Annotated in this window: 24 protein-coding genes; 22 read left to right on the top strand and 2 right to left on the bottom strand. The window is 59.0% G+C overall.

Features of this window, described 5'->3' with window-relative positions; genetic code table 11:
* The first annotated feature begins 62 nt into the window (after positions 1–62).
* The 4 genes from KP701_RS11810 to KP701_RS11795 all read left to right on the top strand — a co-directional run bounded on the left by KP701_RS11810 (position 63) and on the right by KP701_RS11795 (position 1,564).
* Positions 63–239 (top strand): hypothetical protein, encoded by a 177-nt coding sequence (locus KP701_RS11810; RefSeq protein WP_155721125.1) that lies wholly within the window; start codon positions 63–65, stop codon positions 237–239.
* A 77-nt stretch (positions 240–316) separates the two neighbouring features.
* The gene (locus tag KP701_RS11805; protein WP_252345585.1) at positions 317–772 is read left to right on the top strand and encodes a DUF3085 domain-containing protein; all 456 of its coding nucleotides are present in this window, start codon (positions 317–319) and stop codon (positions 770–772) included.
* A 34-nt stretch (positions 773–806) separates the two neighbouring features.
* A complete protein-coding gene (locus KP701_RS11800; protein WP_011251416.1) occupies positions 807–1,034 on the top strand; it encodes a hypothetical protein in 228 nt (75 codons plus the stop codon).
* Positions 1,031–1,564, top strand: coding sequence for a hypothetical protein (locus KP701_RS11795; protein WP_215747328.1), 534 nt, complete (start codon positions 1,031–1,033; stop codon positions 1,562–1,564). Before KP701_RS11800 ends, KP701_RS11795 begins: the two co-directional genes overlap by 4 nt.
* On the opposite strand, the gene KP701_RS11790 is transcribed toward KP701_RS11795, so the two are convergent.
* Complete coding sequence (locus tag KP701_RS11790) at positions 1,546–2,064, bottom strand: hypothetical protein (protein ID WP_215747327.1); 519 nt, start codon at positions 2,062–2,064, stop codon at positions 1,546–1,548. The two genes, KP701_RS11795 and KP701_RS11790, sit on opposite strands and share 19 nt — an antisense overlap.
* A gap of 281 nt (positions 2,065–2,345) precedes the next feature.
* Here KP701_RS11790 and KP701_RS11785 point away from each other — a divergent pair, with 281 nt between their 5' ends.
* The 16 genes from KP701_RS11785 (at position 2,346) to KP701_RS11710 (ending at position 14,642) form a co-directional block, all read left to right on the top strand.
* Positions 2,346–2,585, top strand: coding sequence for a hypothetical protein (locus KP701_RS11785; protein ID WP_062106941.1), 240 nt, complete (start codon positions 2,346–2,348; stop codon positions 2,583–2,585).
* Between the two features lie 92 nt (positions 2,586–2,677).
* Positions 2,678–2,923 carry a hypothetical protein gene (locus KP701_RS11780; protein WP_062493445.1) on the top strand — a complete coding sequence of 82 codons (246 nt, stop codon included), beginning with the start codon at positions 2,678–2,680 and terminating at the stop codon, positions 2,921–2,923.
* A gap of 80 nt (positions 2,924–3,003) precedes the next feature.
* Positions 3,004–3,831, top strand: a complete 828-nt coding sequence (locus tag KP701_RS11775; protein WP_215747326.1) for a DNA/RNA non-specific endonuclease — start codon at positions 3,004–3,006, stop codon at positions 3,829–3,831.
* Positions 3,828–4,094, top strand: coding sequence for a hypothetical protein (locus KP701_RS11770; RefSeq protein ID WP_215747325.1), 267 nt, complete (start codon positions 3,828–3,830; stop codon positions 4,092–4,094). The genes KP701_RS11775 and KP701_RS11770 overlap by 4 nt, the downstream gene beginning before the upstream one ends.
* Before the next feature lie 411 nt (positions 4,095–4,505).
* Positions 4,506–5,477 carry a DUF3991 and toprim domain-containing protein gene (locus KP701_RS11765; protein ID WP_215747324.1) on the top strand — a complete coding sequence of 324 codons (972 nt, stop codon included), beginning with the start codon at positions 4,506–4,508 and terminating at the stop codon, positions 5,475–5,477.
* Between the two features lie 10 nt (positions 5,478–5,487).
* Complete coding sequence (locus KP701_RS11760) at positions 5,488–6,171, top strand: hypothetical protein (RefSeq protein ID WP_211556288.1); 684 nt, start codon at positions 5,488–5,490, stop codon at positions 6,169–6,171.
* A 13-nt stretch (positions 6,172–6,184) separates the two neighbouring features.
* A complete protein-coding gene (locus KP701_RS11755; protein WP_249193431.1) occupies positions 6,185–8,185 on the top strand; it encodes an ATP-dependent helicase in 2,001 nt (666 codons plus the stop codon).
* Positions 8,186–8,423: 238 nt separating this feature from the next.
* Positions 8,424–9,377 (top strand): DUF2971 domain-containing protein, encoded by a 954-nt coding sequence (locus tag KP701_RS16570; RefSeq protein WP_215747323.1) that lies wholly within the window; start codon positions 8,424–8,426, stop codon positions 9,375–9,377.
* Between the two features lie 426 nt (positions 9,378–9,803).
* Positions 9,804–10,970, top strand: coding sequence for a hypothetical protein (locus KP701_RS11745; RefSeq protein WP_215747322.1), 1,167 nt, complete (start codon positions 9,804–9,806; stop codon positions 10,968–10,970).
* 473 nt (positions 10,971–11,443) lie between these two features.
* Positions 11,444–11,707, top strand: a complete 264-nt coding sequence (locus KP701_RS11740; RefSeq protein ID WP_034953721.1) for a hypothetical protein — start codon at positions 11,444–11,446, stop codon at positions 11,705–11,707.
* Positions 11,708–11,777: 70 nt separating this feature from the next.
* Entirely contained in the window at positions 11,778–12,308 is a 531-nt protein-coding gene (locus tag KP701_RS11735) for an ArsR family transcriptional regulator (protein WP_141354538.1), read from the top strand.
* 67 nt (positions 12,309–12,375) lie between these two features.
* Positions 12,376–12,852: a transcriptional regulator gene (locus KP701_RS11730; protein WP_141354540.1), complete on the top strand. Its 477-nt coding sequence runs from the start codon at positions 12,376–12,378 to the stop codon at positions 12,850–12,852.
* Between the two features lie 11 nt (positions 12,853–12,863).
* The gene (locus KP701_RS11725) at positions 12,864–13,151 is read left to right on the top strand and encodes a DUF2312 domain-containing protein (RefSeq protein WP_141354542.1); all 288 of its coding nucleotides are present in this window, start codon (positions 12,864–12,866) and stop codon (positions 13,149–13,151) included.
* 4 nt (positions 13,152–13,155) lie between these two features.
* Positions 13,156–13,452, top strand: a complete 297-nt coding sequence (locus tag KP701_RS11720) for a hypothetical protein (protein ID WP_141354544.1) — start codon at positions 13,156–13,158, stop codon at positions 13,450–13,452.
* Between the two features lie 2 nt (positions 13,453–13,454).
* Complete coding sequence (locus tag KP701_RS11715) at positions 13,455–13,877, top strand: hypothetical protein (protein WP_167495576.1); 423 nt, start codon at positions 13,455–13,457, stop codon at positions 13,875–13,877.
* A gap of 54 nt (positions 13,878–13,931) precedes the next feature.
* Positions 13,932–14,642 (top strand): HD-GYP domain-containing protein, encoded by a 711-nt coding sequence (locus tag KP701_RS11710; protein ID WP_141354550.1) that lies wholly within the window; start codon positions 13,932–13,934, stop codon positions 14,640–14,642.
* A 328-nt stretch (positions 14,643–14,970) separates the two neighbouring features.
* Here the strand turns inward: KP701_RS11710 and KP701_RS11705 are convergent, their stop codons facing one another.
* On the bottom strand, positions 14,971–16,065 hold the full coding sequence (locus KP701_RS11705) for a hypothetical protein (protein WP_215747321.1): 1,095 nt from the start codon (positions 16,063–16,065) through the stop codon (positions 14,971–14,973).
* Positions 16,066–16,221: 156 nt separating this feature from the next.
* On the opposite strand from KP701_RS11705, the gene KP701_RS16495 reads away from it, so the two are divergent.
* The gene (locus KP701_RS16495; RefSeq protein ID WP_256445019.1) at positions 16,222–16,353 is read left to right on the top strand and encodes a hypothetical protein; all 132 of its coding nucleotides are present in this window, start codon (positions 16,222–16,224) and stop codon (positions 16,351–16,353) included.
* A 12-nt stretch (positions 16,354–16,365) separates the two neighbouring features.
* Positions 16,366–17,181, top strand: coding sequence for a hypothetical protein (locus KP701_RS11700; RefSeq protein ID WP_215747320.1), 816 nt, complete (start codon positions 16,366–16,368; stop codon positions 17,179–17,181).
* Positions 17,182–17,585 lie beyond the last annotated feature (404 nt).

Here is a 17,585-nt window from a genome sequence, read left to right as displayed (position 1 = left end):
CCTGTGCCTGTGCCGGAGAGGTCATCAGAGAAAAGAGATGACGGCAACAGGAGTGACCTTTCATGCAGATTTCCCAGCAGACCCTTCAGGACATCAAGGACGTTGCCGGACTGGCCGGTGGGGTCTTCGGTTTTCTCGCCCTGGTCTTCGCGTTTACGTGCCTGCCGAGCTTTCTGGCGGGACCGGTGCCCCATCACTATCTCGCCTCGGCATCGCACAGCGCTCACCCCCGCGGCTGAGTTTTCACGTTTCCGAACGCTCCCACGCCCCGCCATCGTGCGGGGTTTTTCCATTTCTGATCCCAGGAAAATATCCCATGATCGTCACCTTCGACCGCACGCTGATCGCGCGCCTTCTTGCCCATGCCGAGGTTGCGTCGGAACGACGTGCCACGCTGACGCAGCTTTTTGACAAGAGCCTGCGCAAGCCTGGGCATGGCGCGCGCGAATGGGGCCGTCCGGAAGACATTGATCCCGCCAAGATCCCTGCTGGTCTGTGGTTGGTTGGAGACCACGGGATCTACATGATGTCGAACGGGCTTCCCCTTCTGCCGTCCGATGACGGTCAGAAGCCCAATTTGTGCGCGTATGCGCGCGAGGCTGACCCGGCACAGAACGCGGGCAGGGCTCATGACGTCAAGCGACAGGCTTTTGGCGGGGATGACGGATGCGAGTTCCTGGAAGCTGCGCTTGTACGACGGGCCCTCAGCAAGGTGTCCGGTGACACACTGCGGTTGAACATTACGCCTGAAACCCTCGAAATTCTGGTCTGACTGGCCTTCCTTGCAATCCTTCAGGAGTGAAAGAATGTCCGATCTTATGCCTGTTCCCCACGAGCAGATCTGGGCCTCGGCCGTGGCGGTGGCCGCTGACAGCGTGGAGCAGCTGAGACGCTGCGATGTCGACCGCGTCGTCTCCCTTGTTGACGCGGCGGATCGCAGCGCGCTGACAGGCTGGCTGATCGCGCAGCGGCCCGATCTTGCGGGCGCTGTCGCGGAGGCTCTGTCCGCGCTCGTCCAGGAGGCTTACGCATGAGCCTGCTGTTGCCACACCTGCGGCGCGTCCGCATTGAGGCCGAGGGCCTGACGGCCACCCAGTGGAGCTCAGCGCAGGACAAAGCGAAACTGGCCAATGCAATCCTCGCCTTTGTTGCGAAAGGATTGCCGGAGGAGGGGTTCAGCAAGGCGCTGTACCAGCGCGTCAGCCAGATGTGGGGGTTTATCGCCTGCTTTAACCGGAACGGCTTTGCGGGCCGGTATTTCAGCACAACGCAGGGGCGCATCGCCTTCCTCGATCAGATCACTGCGCGTGGCGGGATCGGCGATCCCGCCTGGACCTGGTCAGACGTGGAAAGCCGGATCGCGGCTCTTCTGGTCGAGCATCAGGTGCTCGACCTGTACCGCGCTGAACTGCGGCAGGAAACGCTCCGAGGCGAACAGGCGCTGTTGCGCAGACTGATCGACCGCCACGGCGTGCCGGCCGATCATGCCGGCCGCATCTCACTGGCTCCGGCGTTGGCTGCACCGCTGTCCCGGCAGCAGCCTGTTCAGATGGGTCTGCTCTGACACGTTGCGCTGTCCGTGACGGCGCAGGAGTCCGGATCGTCGATCAGGCCCTGAACGATCTCCCATCCGCCGAGAATATTCTGGGCCGTCTCCCAGGCGACGATCTCGGCGCGAAGCGCCTGCGCAAGATCGTCATAGATGCCGTCGCGCTGCGGATCTTCGATCTCACGGCGCTCCGCCTCCTCCGTGAGAGACCGTGCGTCGGAAACCCGAGCCAGTGCCCGAGAAACAAGCTGCGACAGCCAGTCAGACGCCATGAGCTGACGACCCTCGCGTGTGTCGGGCAAAGGCGTGGCTTCGAAAATCTGTCGCGCCCTCTCGCGTCCGAACGCGCGGAGGCGCTCAACCTGTCGGGGCGGTGTCACGGCCCGGATTTCGGCAAGCGACCGCAACTGCGTCTCGGGCAGGATTGCGTCGGTGAGCGCGTCCAGGGTCGGCGCACGACGCCGCTCCTGCGGAAAGCGGATCACCGTGGCGGTCTGATCTGTCTGTGCACTCATCGGTGTCCTCCTGTCGTTGTGCGGTAAGCGTAAAGCGCGCCACAAATAAAAGTCAATAAAAACAATAAGATACCGGCACTATTCGGCCCTCGAGAAAACCTCCGGGGGCAGAAAAGAGAAGCGCGGGAACGAGAAAGAGGTGGGAGGGAAGGGGCTCTCATGGGGCAGGTGTCGCAGCAAGGGTGCGTCGCTCCGCTCCCGGCGCACAGCGCCGCCCATGCCACGCCACCCGCCCCATGAGGCTGCCAATCGGGAACGAAATATTCCGAGAGAGGCAGAACATGTCCAAGCGCAGGAAAACAGATCTGACAGCAGCCCGTAAAAAGGCAGAGGTCTTTGGGCCGGATACGGTTCTCTTTGCAGATCTTGAACTCGGAGAAGCCTTCCGCATGGCTGGGGCAGAGCTGGGAGCCGTGTATCGAAAGGTTCGCCGCAACCACTACATGCACGACGGAAAGCGATGCCTTGCGAGCGACGGTCGGGCCGTCAAGCGCGCTTCCCTGCCTGGGACGGAAGACTGAGACCACTCTCCCGATCCTCTCCTTCCTCCACTGACATCAGGGCCGCAGCGCGGCCCACATCCGGTCAATAAACACAAGAAAGGAACCGCATCGTGCAGATCCAGATGCTCACCCCTACGTCCAGTTTTCTTCCCGCTCTTGAGGCGCCCGTCTTTCACCGCGCCGTCTCGGCAGGCAAGACCATTGGCCGCGCACGGCGCTTTTACGCGGAAGCCGATCTTCTGGCTGACGACGCGAATGATGTCCGTCTCGGAGCGGCGCTACGGGCTGCATTGAGGCGGGACGCCAGCACCGCACACCGCTCGGCACAGCGCACGCTTCTGAGTGTCTCCCATTGAGAGCCGCGCATCTGCACTCACAACAGGCCGTGCGATCCTGCGACCTGAGACAGACGCTCCGAGGAAGAAAAGGATGGGCCATGCGGCTTCCGATGACAGGGTTGACCCTGGCAAGCCTGCTATGGGCAGGCATAACCCACGCGACCGCGGCAGCGTGCTCCACTTTCGGTGGAGACGGTCAGCTCCCGGTTCTGACTCACGCAGCGCTTGGGCAGAAGATCGTGCTTCTGTGCAATGACGGCTTTGCTGTCCTGCACTCGGGGATCAGTCATGGCCCCCTGTGGACGGCAGAGCATCTGACCGAGGAAGGCCTGGAGCGCAGCATGCAGATCGGCCGGGTCGTCCGGTTCTTTCATGCCGATCCACGTCTGTCCTTTGAGGACAGGGCCGAGCTGAGCGACTACCGCGCGTCGGATTATGACCGCGGCCATATGGCCTGTTCGGCGGACGAAGACAGTCTTCAGGCGCAGGAGCAGAGTTTTTCGCTCGCCAATGTTGTTCCCCAGACCCCGGAACTGAATGAAGGCATCTGGACGGGCGTGGAAATGGCGGTGCGTCGTCTCGCACAGCGCGAAGGCGAGCTTTACGTCGTGACCGGTCCCGCATTTGAAGCGTCGGTCAAGACCATCGGATCGCATCGGGTTTTTGTGCCCTCTGCGACCTGGAAGGCTGTTTACGATCCTGTCGAGGACGAAGCAGGCGCGTATTTCTGTCAAAATAGCAGCCAACCAACCTGTACGATCATCAGCATCGGCGCGTTAACCCAGGCGACGGGTGTAGATCCTTTCCCGTCTCTTCCCGATGAGATCCGTCAGACGGCCATGACGCTGCCTCGCCCCCTTAAAAGTCCTTATGCTGATCGCATCCGGCCTGCCTCTGGCAGTCCTGTGCTGGAGACCATGCCATGAGCTTCATTCCTTTCCTTGACGCAGGCGAAAGTGTTCAGATCGATGACCTGACGATTGAGAACGGCACTGAGCGGATCGCCCTGTACGGACGCCTCGAAATTCGAAGGGACCGGATCGGCCTGCAGGATATTCAGGCCCTGAAGGCTCAGATCGACGCCATTGCCCGCGAGCTTGAAGGATCGGCCCATCTTCCGGATCGCGCGCGCGTTGCTCGAGAGGACAGGGTGATTCCAAATCCTTTTTCGGACCGGGACTGTGCCTGAAGGTCTGGAGTGCCACAAGCCTCGCTCCGGACAAGACGACCTTCCACCCCAGCTTCCTCCGCGCCCTTCGGTTGCTCCGTGCAGCCGGGTCCCCTGAGAAGGCATCGTGTCCTGCGCTACGTTTGTGACGGACCTGAAAGTGTCGGGACGAAAGGCGTCGCTGCGCTTGCTTTCGCCCCTTTTGCCTCCGGCACGGGTCGAACGAAAGGCTCGTTTAAGTATTCGTTAAGTTGGTGTCGATGATGTTTGTATATTGGTAAGTCACGACAAATAAAAACCATGAAAACCGCAGTAAATAGTCATTTTTTCTTGCAATACCTGCGGATTTTCCCTAAATTAAACCCACATTACAGGGGCGTTGAAGCCGGTTCTGACCGTTGCGCCGCCCCGAAGCGAGAAAGGATGACGATCATGGCACGCTTTGAGCCGTTCAGACTGTCTGATGACGACCGGACCGACATTGTCAAAGGCGTCTCCTGTGCTCTGCTGCTTGAGCGCCATGGCTATCTTCTCGACAAGCCCGAAAGCACGCGGAACGCTCTGAAATACCGTGCGGGAAAGGGCGAGACGATTATCGTCAACCATGAAGGCCGTGGCTGGTGGGATACGGGATCGGACGAAAAGGGGGATGTGTTCTCCCTGATCCAGCGCCTGACGCCCGGTCTGAAGTTTCGCGATGCCTGTCGGGAGCTGGGTCAACTGGTAGGTATTGAACCAAAGGGGGCAGAGTATGTCCGCGAGCGTCAGGCCAAAACGCCAGACGGCGCCCCGGCTGAGCGCTGGCAGGGCAAGAAGGAGCTCAAATCCGGCACGAAGGTCTGGGCGTATCTCACCGAGGAGCGCTGCCTTCCGGAATGGGTTCTGCGTCGGGCCATTATGACCGGCTGCATCCGGGACGGTTATCACGCCGCCTGGTTCTGCCACCGGGATGCCGTGGGAGCCATCTGTGGCGCGGAACTGCGTGGTCCGGACACCAAGGGTATCTGTCTGTCGGGTACGGTCAAAACGCTGTTCCGCTTCCAGCCCGGTCTGGCTCGCACGGTTCGTCGCCTGGTGGTGAGTGAATCCGCCATTGATGCCCTGTCCTACGCCGCCCTCGACAGCGAGCGTACGCGCGAAACCCTGTACTGTTCGACCGCAGGTGGCATGGGGCCGGAGACGGTCGAAGCCCTGACGGCCGAGCTGGCTGAAATGGCAAATGATCCGGCTGCCGTTCTGGTAGCCGCAACCGATAATGACGACGCCGGCAACCGCTATGCCGCGCGCCTTGCAGAACTGGGCCGCGAAGCCGGTGTCCGCGTGATCCGCCGTATTCCCCACGGTGGCTGCAAAGATTTCAACGACGCCCTGAAGACTGTTGTGGCCGCCGCCCGCGCCGCCTGAGGAGAGACTGATGACGAATGACAAGGCACGACGGGAAATGGAGGCGCTGTTTCCCGGACATGAGAAGAATGACGCTCTGAGAACGGCCTTTCTGGCGCACCCGGATGCGGACCATTATCTGCGCCGGATGCCAGACCTCGGATGTCGTATTCCCTGGGCGCTGGTAGAATACGGTCCTGAGACGGGGCGGGGTCTGGGTCTTGTGGTTGGGGGGCGCTGGAGCGCGGCAGGCTGGGATCTCTCCGGGCGCATCGTCCTGTTTGTTCAGTCCCCGACCGGAGACAATGGGTTCCTGACCTGTCAGGCGGGGGAGCAGCAGCTTGTCCAGATTGGCACCGTTCCCGGAAGCACGCGTCATCCTGACCGTCCGGAAGCCGTCACACTTCTGGGGCATGTCGCAGAACTGACCGCCGCCTGGCATGCCGATGTAGAGACAACCCGCGCCTGGCATACCTGGGCTCTGCTGCACAATCAGCCGCCCTTCCCGCAGACCTACGCCAAGATTGCGTTCGGCGATGATGTGCTGCGCGGTCTCGTGGTCGGAGGGACGGTTCTGGCGGACGGGACATGGGACTTCGGGCAGGAGTTCGACCTGATGGTCGAGCCGGACATGATTCTCAGCCTTGATGGCCGCCGTGCGACGCGGTGCGATGTTCTTCATGGCACCCGGGAGCAGGGACGTGGTCGTGGATAATCATCTCTTAGGCTTGACCCCCTCCCAGGCAGACGCCGCGCGTCAGACAGGACCGGTTGTTGTTCTGGCGGGTGCCGGGACCGGAAAGACCAAGACGCTTGTGGCCGGTATTGTCGACCGTGTCGTCAAGCGCCGGATGTCGCCCGATCGCATTCTGGCCGTGACCTTTACCAACAAGGCGGCCGGGGAGATGAAGACGCGGATCGCAGCGGCCCTGAACATCGCGCAGGCCCCGTACTGGGTGGGCACCTTCCATGCGCACGGACGCCGTCAGCTGCGGACCGATCCTGACATTGCCGGGCTGCGTCCGGGCTTCGACGTCTGTGACAGCGAAGACAGCACGAAGATCGTGCGCAGGCTTCTGGAAAAGGCGATTGAAGCGGGCGTCATGAATGCCGATGACGGAGAGACGTTTCGCAAGCGTGTGAAATCCGTCAGCTCGCGCATCGCCATGCTCAAGGAAAACATGGTGCTTCCCCCGGATGCCGTGACCTGGGTCGAGGGACGGATTGCGACGGATGCCATCACCGAAGGCGATGACATCATGGTCTGGCGAGATGCGGCCGCGCTCTATCCAGCCTATCAGGCGATGTTGCGCGAAAGCAATCGCGCGGATTTTGCAGACCTGCTGCTATGGCCCACCGTGACCATGCTCCGCGACGAACGCTACAGACAGGACTGGTCGGGCCGGTTTGACTGCGTGCTTGCCGATGAGTTTCAGGACGTCAACCGGCTCCAGTTTCTCTGGCTGAAATGCCTGTCCAAAGACCACAACGAGCTCTTCGTTGTGGGCGACGATGCGCAGTCGATTTACGGCTGGCGTGGGGCCAATGTCCGGATTATCCGAAGCTTTCTCAAGGAGTTTCCGACCGGACGCATGATTGCTCTGGAGCAGAACTTCCGTTCGACCGGTCACATCCTGTCAGCGGCCAACGCAGTGATTTCTCACGACGCCAACCGGCTGGAGAAAACACTGTATACCGCGTCCGGAGATGGGGAGCCAGTGGATATTCTGCGACACACCGGCAGCCAGGACGAAGCTTCCGGGATTGCCGCGGAGATCGGACGTCGTGCCCTGGAAGGCGTGCCTTACGAGGACATGGCGGTGCTCTATCGCTTCAACCATCTCTCCCGGCTGCTGGAAGAGTCTCTGCTGCGCGCAAAGATCCCTTACGAGCTGGTCAATGACACCGCCTTCTGGCAGCGCGGCGTGGTCAAGGATGCGCTGGCCTTCCTGCGTCTGACATGTTTTCCGTATGAGCGGCAGTCAGATGAGGCATTCCGCCGGATCGTCAATCAGCCCGCCCGGGGGATCGGGGCCAAGGCCATGGCGACATTCGAACAGGTCGCGGATGAGGAGGCGATCTCGCTGTACGAGGCAGCGGAGCGCACGGTGCAGGGACGCACCGGCAAGGCTGCTGACAAGCTGCGCTGCTTTCTGGACGTGATCCTGAAAGGCGCCCGCAGTGGCGAGCCCAGTTTGGGAGAGCGTCTGAGGGTTCTTGTAGAAGAGAGCGGGTATCTCGCGATGCACCAGGCAGCCGGGGACGATGGCCGCACGGCGCTGGAAAACCTGCACGAGCTTCTATCGCTCGCCAACGAGTTCAGCTCGGTGGAAGAGCTGTTCGACCACGCTGCCCTTGGCTCGGAAAGCAGCGGCGATGAGAGTGTCGGCCGGGTCAAGCTGATGACCATTCACGGATCAAAGGGTCTGGAGTTCGGGCATGTCTTTCTGATCGGTTGGGAAGACACGCTGTTTCCATCGCGCACGAACATCGATCCGGCGGAAGAGCGACGACTGGCCTATGTCGCACTCACCCGAGGCCGCCAGCGCGTTAGCGTGTCCTGGTGCGAGTTTCGTCGGGGCGAGCAGGCCAGTCCGAGCTGTTTCATCGACGAGATCCCGCTCCAGGCGCGGCGGGACGGTTGGGGGCGAAATCTCACCTGCCGTCCCGCGTTTCAACGGGGAACGGGTTCCAATCGGCAGGCTCAGAGAGAGGCGATGGGCTTCTGACCACTCACGTCCTGCGACTGACTTGGGGGGGAAGCAGTCGGTCCGCTATCCGCCTGCGCCATCGTAAATCGGCCATTGATTGCCTCTCACGGCAGCATCCCCAATTGTTCCCCAAAAGTTAATTACACGTGTCCGCTCCTCAAGACAGAGTCCGATCGGGGATGATATGAAAACACTAAGCTCCGTGCGATCGTTAGCTTCTACTATATCGTCAATAATACCGAGGATAATTACTAAGGTGCGTAACCCGACCCCGACCCCAGAAAGGCTCTACAAATTTAGGAGCTTTTCTGCATTGTCTTTAGATTCGATAATTTCTGATACTATATATTTAGCGAAACCGGCCACTTTTAATGATCCCCTCGATAGTCAACCCATTGTCGAAAATGACCTTCCCGTCGCAGCACTATGTGCTCTGTATAGAATGCTTCTCCGCCAGCGCATGTGGGCTGAGCCGCGGGCTCCATCTAGTTTACTCCACGCTGGTGCCTTGGGATCAATGGCATCAGTAGGAGACTTCGAAAAAGAAGTCAGCCGGAAAGTACGAGGCCTTCTTGACTATGCTAATTATAATCGTGATGTGGGAGAAACGTCGGAACACTCCCACATAAAAGCTCTAGAACAGGCCATTCAGCAGGAACTTTTAATTCGAGAAGATCGAGGAGTATTTTCGCTCACTTTCTGTTCAGTTTCTATCTTAATGTGGAGCCATTACGGAAATCAACATCAGGGAGTAGCTCTTGGATATTCAATACCTGACACTTTCCCCGAAGATTGCCGCTTTAAACTTGTGCCAATGGATTACGGCGGTTCACGTCTTCTAAGCACCAGTATCATTCAAAAAATGCTTTCCGGTGATATAAATGCGAAAAATAAGGTGGACCAGACAGCTTATCAAGCCAAGGCTGAAGCGTGGAAATATGAGAATGAGTGGCGAATTCTCGGTCCAGCAGGGGAACAAGGCAGCCCTTTAGAGTTAGAGGAGATTGTTTTCGGCCATCGCTGCCCGGACCACGTTCGTTATGCGATCTGTACGGTGCTGAAAACGCGCAGTAGGAAAATCGAGTTCTCAGAAATTACCATGCCGCCTCACGGGTTCGAGCTAATTAAAGTGCCATTCGATCCAGGCCAATTAGAGACGGTGTTTCCTCGGCGAGGCCTTGATCGTTACGATGACTTTTCCGGAGTCTAGTTGTCTTTGGAACGCTAATTTTGAACCATAATAAGATCTAGAATGAGTACGTGCGGACGAAGCGAGCCCTAATATTAAGAGGTCTATCGCCATCTGAGAATTGCAGCATTTGGCAATTTTATTTCCCTTATGTAGGCGAGTGCCGCCTGTCCGCTCATATTGAGCGAACAGGCGGTTTAGGGGGGGAAAGTGGAAAGTCTGCTTATAAGATAAGAACTGCCAGAATAGACACAAAGTGAACGGATCGGGCAAATCATTCTTTGAGCATTTACTCATAGCCAGCAGTATAAAGTAATCGGATATGAGTCCCAGCGCTAATGCTCCAACTCCGTCTCGTAAGATTGCGAGAGGCAGATCTCGTCACAGCCAGCTATCTCCATTACAACAGAGTTAAGAAACAGCCTCTAAGAAATAGGAACGTGCGCGATGGAGGATGCCGAGATCTATGAGTTGGCAGGTGATATTTTAGGCCGCATCACTAATGAAACAAATGACATAATATACGCCCCTCTGGGCGGAAAATTATCGATTTATTGGAGTGAGAGGGAAATTTATGGCGCCTACGCGTCCTCTCTAAGTCAAAGCGACAAACCGCCGCAGCACAGCATCACGATATACTACGAGTTTGTGCGACAGGTGTGGCGTGACATCGAAAATTTTTGCGAGTTCCTGCGAAGCAGGCCAGAAGGAGATTTTACCCCCTACGAGATTTATGACAATCGCACGAAACTCCCTGAATGCTTTAACGAAGACCAACACGTCAGGAACATGTTCATCGCGGCGATCACGTGGGTGTATTTCCATGAGCTCGGCCACCTCCTGCAAGAGCATGGCATCATACGCCACGAGTTCGGGCCGAGGGGAAATGAAGCCATGCAAACGACTGACGTCCACGATTTCGAGGTTTCACATCATAAACCTATCAATGATCGAGAAGCACTGGTCTCTCATGGTACGGAACTTGCCGCCGACTTCGCGGCGACGATCTTCTACGCCACGGATTTGCTTCGACATATAGAGGATCCCAGCTTCGCCGACGCTGAGGAGCAGCCCGAAGTTTTATGCGGGACACTTTACCTAATGGTGTGCGGCCTCTCTTTGGTCTTTTTCCGTTTCAACGGAAGTAAGCCTATTGTTCCGATAGCGGCTGTTGAAGGCTCTCATCCGAAGCCCTTGACCCGACTGGAACTTCTTTTATCCCAAATCTGCGAGTATTTGGGTATGGTGGAGACGGAGACAGGTCACTCTTTCAATCAAGAGCTACTTGAAGTGCTTTGCACAAAGGCTGTTTTTTCGACCACTATGTATTGGTCATGGACCAATGGCGACGACTTCGACGTTAGCTTCACGCTGCGAGGCGGTCAATCCAGTCCAGCAAATATGCAATATCTCCAAAAAATTGTGGCGATTTGGGATGAAATCTTGCCCCGAATCAAGGAGGTACGCCGCTTTCTCTCGCCCCTTATTCTGATGCGTTTTACAGACACGTTCAGAGAGAAACTTAACAGTGTGAGCACTCAGGGAAGCAGTACGGAAGCGAACGCCACTGCCGTTACCCGCTCATCACCTGATGAGTTTCGAATCTCGAGCTAGTAAGTGTGCGTGCGGAAGTTGGCCATCAGGAGTTTCCATTTGAGTGCTCGATTTTTTATGTCGGCTTCTGGGAAGCTCTTCTAGCCACCCAATGTCTGACATGAGGCGGAAGCTGTCGCTGTCATAGCGCCGGTTGGCCAGCATGGCTTTGGGATTTGGAACCGGCAGTGCCATTACGGCGTCTGTGGCTTTGTCGTCCGAAACTTTCTGTAACTTTCGGATGCTGAGGGAAATGCTGTGGTGCGGCTTCTTCCAACACAGCGTTACAAAGCGTCAGGTCTCGGACTGGAGGTCTGAGGCCTGCCAGTAGGGTCTGTTGTTTCAACCTCATCCGGTCCCTTCGCTGAACTGCACTCACAAACGCTGTCGTCATACTGCCGGGTATGACCGAGCACTCTCTTTCTCTTGGGCAGCCAGATCTGCCCGAATCAACACTTTCTCTCCCACTGTCTTCCTCTTGGATGCTTGGCAGCATGGTTCTTTCGGCGACCATGCTCCTCGGGTTCGGCTGGCTCTTTTTCCCGCTGGACGTCCGGATGGTCTGGACCATGCTTGCACAGGCGATCCTTTTCTCTCTGGCTATCTCCGTTCTTGTGATGGACGTCATGCGCGTGTGGAAGACGAAAGCCTTCATGCCGCGCTGGCATGTCCTTGTCTTCGTTCCGGTCTGGGTGGCTGTCGGCCTGTTCAACCTCCGGAACGCCTATGACTGCATGAAGGCGGCAGGCCAATGGTGACGTTGCGTGACTGCACTCACAACAGTCTCCGGCAGAATATCCCGACGGCTACAGACGACGGGGCATCACAGTGAAATTTGGCGGTCATCAACCGAAAGCGCGGGTCTTTCGCAAGCTCAAGGCAGAGATGCAGCGTGAAGTCTATCAGTCGGTTCTCCAGCACGTCCGGACCTGTCTGAACCGCGGGCCGTATAATGTCCTTGAACTCCGCGCGAACCTGACGCCCGAGCAGGCGGGTGCTCTGCCGATGGCTTTGACGACGCTCGCCCAGGCTGGCGAAATCGCGGCTTTGGGTCATAGTGTTTATGCCCGGGTGCCGTGGATGCCGGCCACGCGAACGGTGAAAACCTCGCCCATCGAGGATCTTGTCTTTGCGTCCCTGACCGAACATGAAACCGCCAGCGAAATCGCGACATGGCTCGGCCTCTCCGTCGGTGAGGTGCGTGAGTCACTTGCGGCTCTGGAGCGGGCGGGGCTGATCGAGGAGCGACTGGATCCGCGTCGCCCCAACCGTTACCGGATTGTCTCGCCTCATATGGCCAAACACATTCGCCGGGGTGCACAGGACCGGACCTTTACTGACATCGCCCGGCATGGCTGAGGCGTTGCGTTTTCGGGTTATCCCCCAAAGCAGTGGACAGCACTGTGGGCAACCGAAGGCAGGACATGTGGATTCACGGTCCGTTCGTCCAGGGCACAGGCGCGCGGCGCTGTCCATCGCAGGCGAGCTCTCCGCTATCGGCTGGGGCGTGCGTCAGGCGTCCCGCCGATCCGGCGTTTCAAAGGACCGGATCCTGCGCTGGCAATCGGGGCATAGCATTCCTGATCCGGACTTCCTCAGGTGGCTTGCGGCCCTTGGGATGTTGCATCGTCGACTGAGCCACCCACTGGCCCGGGCTGTGCCTCCCGCGGGCAACCGGCCTCCACTGAATGGTTACGCGATGACCAGTGCTCTCATGACCATTGGCTGGTCTGAACGCACGCTTGCAGAGCGCCTCGGCGAACACCGGACCGCCCTTCGCCGCCTTATCGAAGAACAGGGACATCTTCCGGAAAGGCAGTCCCGCTGGCTCGAAGCGCTGGCAGACGGTCATCGCGATCTGCCCCGCCCCCTTTCACCCATCTGTTACTCATCCGATCCCTGAAAGGTTGACCCATGTTGCAACGCGTTTCGCCTCCTGAGCACTCTCAGGACAATCAGGCTGTCGTCGCAGGCGGCATCGCCGCCGACCGGCTGCGCTCCATTATCGAGCGGGTCGAGCGCCTGGAAGAAGAGCGCAAGGCGCTGAGTGGTGACATCAAGGACATCTTTGCCGAAGCCAGGTCGGCCGGGTTTGACGTCAAGGTCATCCGAACGATCATCCGCCTGCGCAAGCAGGAGCCCGGAGAGCTCGAGGCTCAGGAAACCCTGTTGCAGATCTACCGCCGTGCCCTGGGAATGTGACCTGATGCAAGATGCCCCACCGCGCCGCCGCGTCGCCGAAGCCGCAGGAGAGATTCTGGTCTGCTGGCCAAGTGTGGGCCTGCTTCTGTTTGCCTTTGTGGTTCCCCGGCTTGGCGCTGTCATGGGACCCGTTTTTATGTTCGGTGGCTGCGTTGCAACCATGATGGGACCGGGTGTTCCCGATATCGGCGAGGATGGACGCGACTACGGGCTTGAGCGGAGGCGGGGAGTGGTCTTTGCCAGTCTCGGTCTGGTGCTCTGCCTGCTTTCTCTCTCCAGACTTTTGCTGGATCGGTTCTGATCGTGCCCGTACCGTTGTTTACGGACTGGACCCCAACGTGCGTCACCAGTGTCCGTTACATCTCCACTCTGGGACCGGCTCGCGCTGTTGGGACGGTGCCGCGTCGGGTCTGTGGCGCCAGGTGTCTGGCTGGGGTCAGTCTGTTTCTTCTGACGAATGCGGCGGATGGATTTCTCGGTCTGGACCAGTTTGCAGGGCAGGGGGACTGGCATCTGTCCGGACTGGGCCAGCCGGTCGTCACGCTGTCGCTCTGGCAATGGATGCTTCTGGCCTGCGTCACCCTGGGTCTTGTGAAACTCGCCGAAAGGACGGCCGGGATCCTGTCCGGACGTGGGCCGCGCCGCGCGACCGGGATCAAGTTCCTCTTCACCTGCGTCGCTCTGGCTCTTGGCGGCCTCGCCCGCGGTCTGATCCATCCGGGATAACCGGACTCACATTGGCCGCGCTTAGAGTGATCTTACACAACCGGTAGAGGAAAGATGCCTGAACTGCAGACACTCCTGAAAGAGGTGGTGAAACTGCCTGCGTCCTATCGGCGGCAGGGCCCGCCTCTTGTTTCTCTCCTGGCACAGATTGCCCAAGGAGATGACGGACACGGCCAGAGGGTCGGGCGCCTCGCCGGCCTGCTCGGCCATCTGACGGGGAGCGGATTATCGTCGAGCGCGCTTGAACTGGCGGGCCGATTGCACGATGCAGGCAAACTGCTCCTGCCCGACAGTCTCCTGAATTATCCGGGTCGGTTTAACGCCCGTCAGATGCTGGTGATGCGACAGCATCCGTCGCTTGGTCTCGGAGCGCTGTTTCATCTGTCAGCCGATATCCCGACCCTCGTTTATGAGGCCGTGCTTCTGCATCACGAACGCTATGACGGTGACGGCTATCCGTTCGGAATGAAGGGTCAGGCCATTCCCCTGGCCGCCCGCATCATCGGCCTCGCCGACGTGATCGACGCCTTGCTCTCCGCCCGGGCCTATAAAACAGGGCGGTCTCCGCGGCAGGTGAAAGCCTGTCTTCAGGAGCAGGCGGGTGGCGCGTTTGATCCTGACCTGGTGCGGCACGCGATCACCTATTTTGATGATCTGCTCGCCATTCGCCGCACCGTTGCGCAGCCGGTTCAGGGATATCAGCCCATGCCCGGCCGGTCACCCATGACATCCCGTAACCTTAATCTTCGGAACACTCTGCCATGATGCCTCTCCCGCTCCCGCCCGCAGCCCATGCCGCCCTGTCTGAGACTTCCCCTATGAAGCTTCTGGCCGACGTCGCAGACAGGCTTTTTACAGAAAACCGGAGAGAAGAGGGGCTGTGTGTGGTTGAGGCCCTTTATCTTCAGGCAGATGCTGCTCTTGGAGGCAGTGAGAGGCAAAAGGAGGGGGATGCGCGTGAGACAGGAGGAAGTCGGGTATAACCTCTCAAAAGGAGAGAGGCCCAACACGCGCGCCTGAAAACGTCTCCTCGCCACGCTTTTCGAGTAGCGCGTGGCTGGGGAAGGTCAATTTCTTCGTGCGGGATGGCTGATCAGATATCATCAGGGCGGGAGGCCGCGTGGAGCTTGACCATCAGCGCTGTGGCCTCGAGAACAGTTCTGGATAACACTTTCATCTGGTCATGAAGCGCCTTTTGTCTGGCGAGTGTCCCTTCAAACATCGCCCCCATATCCTCGACATATGTCTGTATGAGTTCCAGAGTATCCTGCTGGGAGCGGGCCACACTCTCCCAGTCACTCGGGTTCTCGTTTTCGCACTTGAGGAATCCTGGGAAGACGAGGGGTGCAGACTGGTTGTCGAGCGGCAGTCGTGTGTCTTTGAGACCCATGGGCCAGTGCTCAAGGCAGAATGAGATCCCCGCCAGCAGAGAGGGTGGCAGGGACAGAAGCAGTTCGGTATCTGGAAGGTGAAGCTCTCCCGTTTCCGGAAAGCCGGTATAAAACATGTGCTCACGGTACCACGTCTCCCGGCCGCCCATGTTTTCGAGTGTTTCACGCCAGAGGCCCAAAGCGGCCTCCGCCTCCTGATATGCCGCCTGACTGTTGACCTCCGCCTCATAAACGTGGCTCCACAGATGATGGGTTCCAACCCCGGGAAGCCAGTCGTTCAGTCTGAAAGATTCCTCATCGAGAAGAGGTGTACTGCCAAGGACGAATGCGCCCTGAGACAGGATGCAGCAATAGGCAACAATACGGGTGCCGCGCCATTCTCCCCGCAAAGCGAGAGCCTGCTTCAGGACGGCAGGGAACAGCACTTTCCGGGTACGGGCGCTGTAACTGCTCCATTCGCGCTTCTGTAACGCCAGCGGCGCAAGCGGATCAACGATGGCTTCGGGGTCGCTCAGGGTTCGAAGGCGCACGCCGTGTCGGGACAGGTGGTAGGCCCAGAGAAAAACCATATCATTCGGGGGCGCATCCCCGATCGTGAAGGCGTGCAGGTCGTAACGCTGAAACGATCCTACGGAGCGGAAAAGGGTCCCCGTGCGCTTGAGGTAGGTTTGCAACGTGCGGACAAGGCTCTGTCCGACAAAGACGGTTCCATCTTCAAAAAGCAGGCAGACGATCAGCCGAAGCTCGTCGTGGGGATGACAGCCAGAACGGGCTGACTTGGAAATGCGATGGTGCATGGCTATCCCGGGTCATGACAATGGATCCCTGCACTCTGTCATCGCGCGATGTGAGAGCGGGCCGTGGGGTGGCCAGCATCTGCGTGCCTTCTGACAACCGCGCAGCAAGCTGGCACGAGAGAAGCCGGGGGCGGGTCGGGACGTGAAGAGTAGAGCGTGGGACAGGAGAGAGACAGGGTCAGCCACAGGCCGTCCGGCCGCCACAATGGTTCGGCCGCACGCGGCCCGCGCCCTGGAGGGCGCGCCATTGTCCCGTCCAGCCGTCTGCGCCTGCGGGAAAGCATCTGAAAAGATAAAAGGATGTTTTCCGTGGCTACTTCCGTCACAACAGTCTTCACGCTCACCGGGCCGCAGGATCGTCTGCGCCAGATCGCCGAAGAGCGCGCTTACCGGACCTGCGCAGCGGATCAGATGACTTGGGAAGACGACACCACACTGGTGATGACCCTCGAAAACGGCACCGGCACGCCCTTCCTTCATCATGGAGACGGACTGTCAGACGAGTATCCCGACGTCAGTATCCGGGGGATGGAATATTTCGACTGCTTCGATGATCCGAGCTTCGCCAAATGGCAGGGCGGCCAGCTTGTCTATGAGGCAGAACTCATCACCGTTTTCTCAATCCTGTTTCCAACGGATCCTTCGAGAGACTGGGCGGGCTGTAGCGCCAGCTTCTGGCACAGGTCTCAGCCTCTCTCGGCGGCCATAGCTGAGAACTGTCCGGACTTTGACCTGATGCCATTGCGGCAACTGGCAGGGCCAGCGCCCGGATGGGTTCAGACCTCAGATGGCTTCGCCACTCATTTCCTCCGGCTGCCCTCACCACCCGATGCGCAGGATGGCCTCGGCGTGATCTTCTATCCGGGGATCGGAAGGAGCACCCTGCTGACAGGTATCGACCGTTTCGGCGGCGTGGCCCTGTTTAGGCGTCAAGCTTATGGACAGATAAGCGCACAGTGTCCCGAACTGCGTGCTGTCCTGCGAGAGTGCTGGAAGGCTGACGAGAAGAAAAGGCGCAAGGCCCGTCAGGAACGCAGGGTTTTGAAAAGGAAGGCGAGCAAGGAGGGAAAGGCCAGTCTTTTCCATCTTTTCGATACTGACCCGTGGGTGGTTTGAAGGGCAGAAGAAAAGCAGGATCGGGGCGGCCCTGAAGGGGTCGTTCACCCTATCTCACGAGGCTCCTGCGTCGCCAAGTTCGACCGAGCCACAGGATCCAGCCGCCCTCGGTCGGGCGTCTGGCCTCTGCGTCTCGGCCCTTCCGGGTAACGGTTCACCCGCGTTCTTTTCCCTGAACGAACGGTCCTGGTCTGGGGGATCTGTTCGTGCGACGGCTTCTCAACCTCCCCGGCCAGTCCTGCGGACCGCCCGGGGAGGCACGTTACAGGGAGGCGGCCTCGCATCCAGCGTTCAGTCTGACAGTCGCCGTGCCAGTCCGTAAAGCCTCTCCGCGACCCTCGGCGGCAGGTGTCAGGCCCGCATCTGCTGCAGGGCCGCACGCGACCCCGCATCAGTCGCAGACC

It is taken from the genome of Gluconobacter sp. P1C6_b (genome assembly GCF_018811945.1).
In the GTDB taxonomy this organism is placed as follows: domain Bacteria; phylum Pseudomonadota; class Alphaproteobacteria; order Acetobacterales; family Acetobacteraceae; genus Gluconobacter.
The sequence above is the reverse complement of the archived record's forward strand: the minus strand, read 5'-3'. Positions and strand labels throughout refer to the sequence as shown.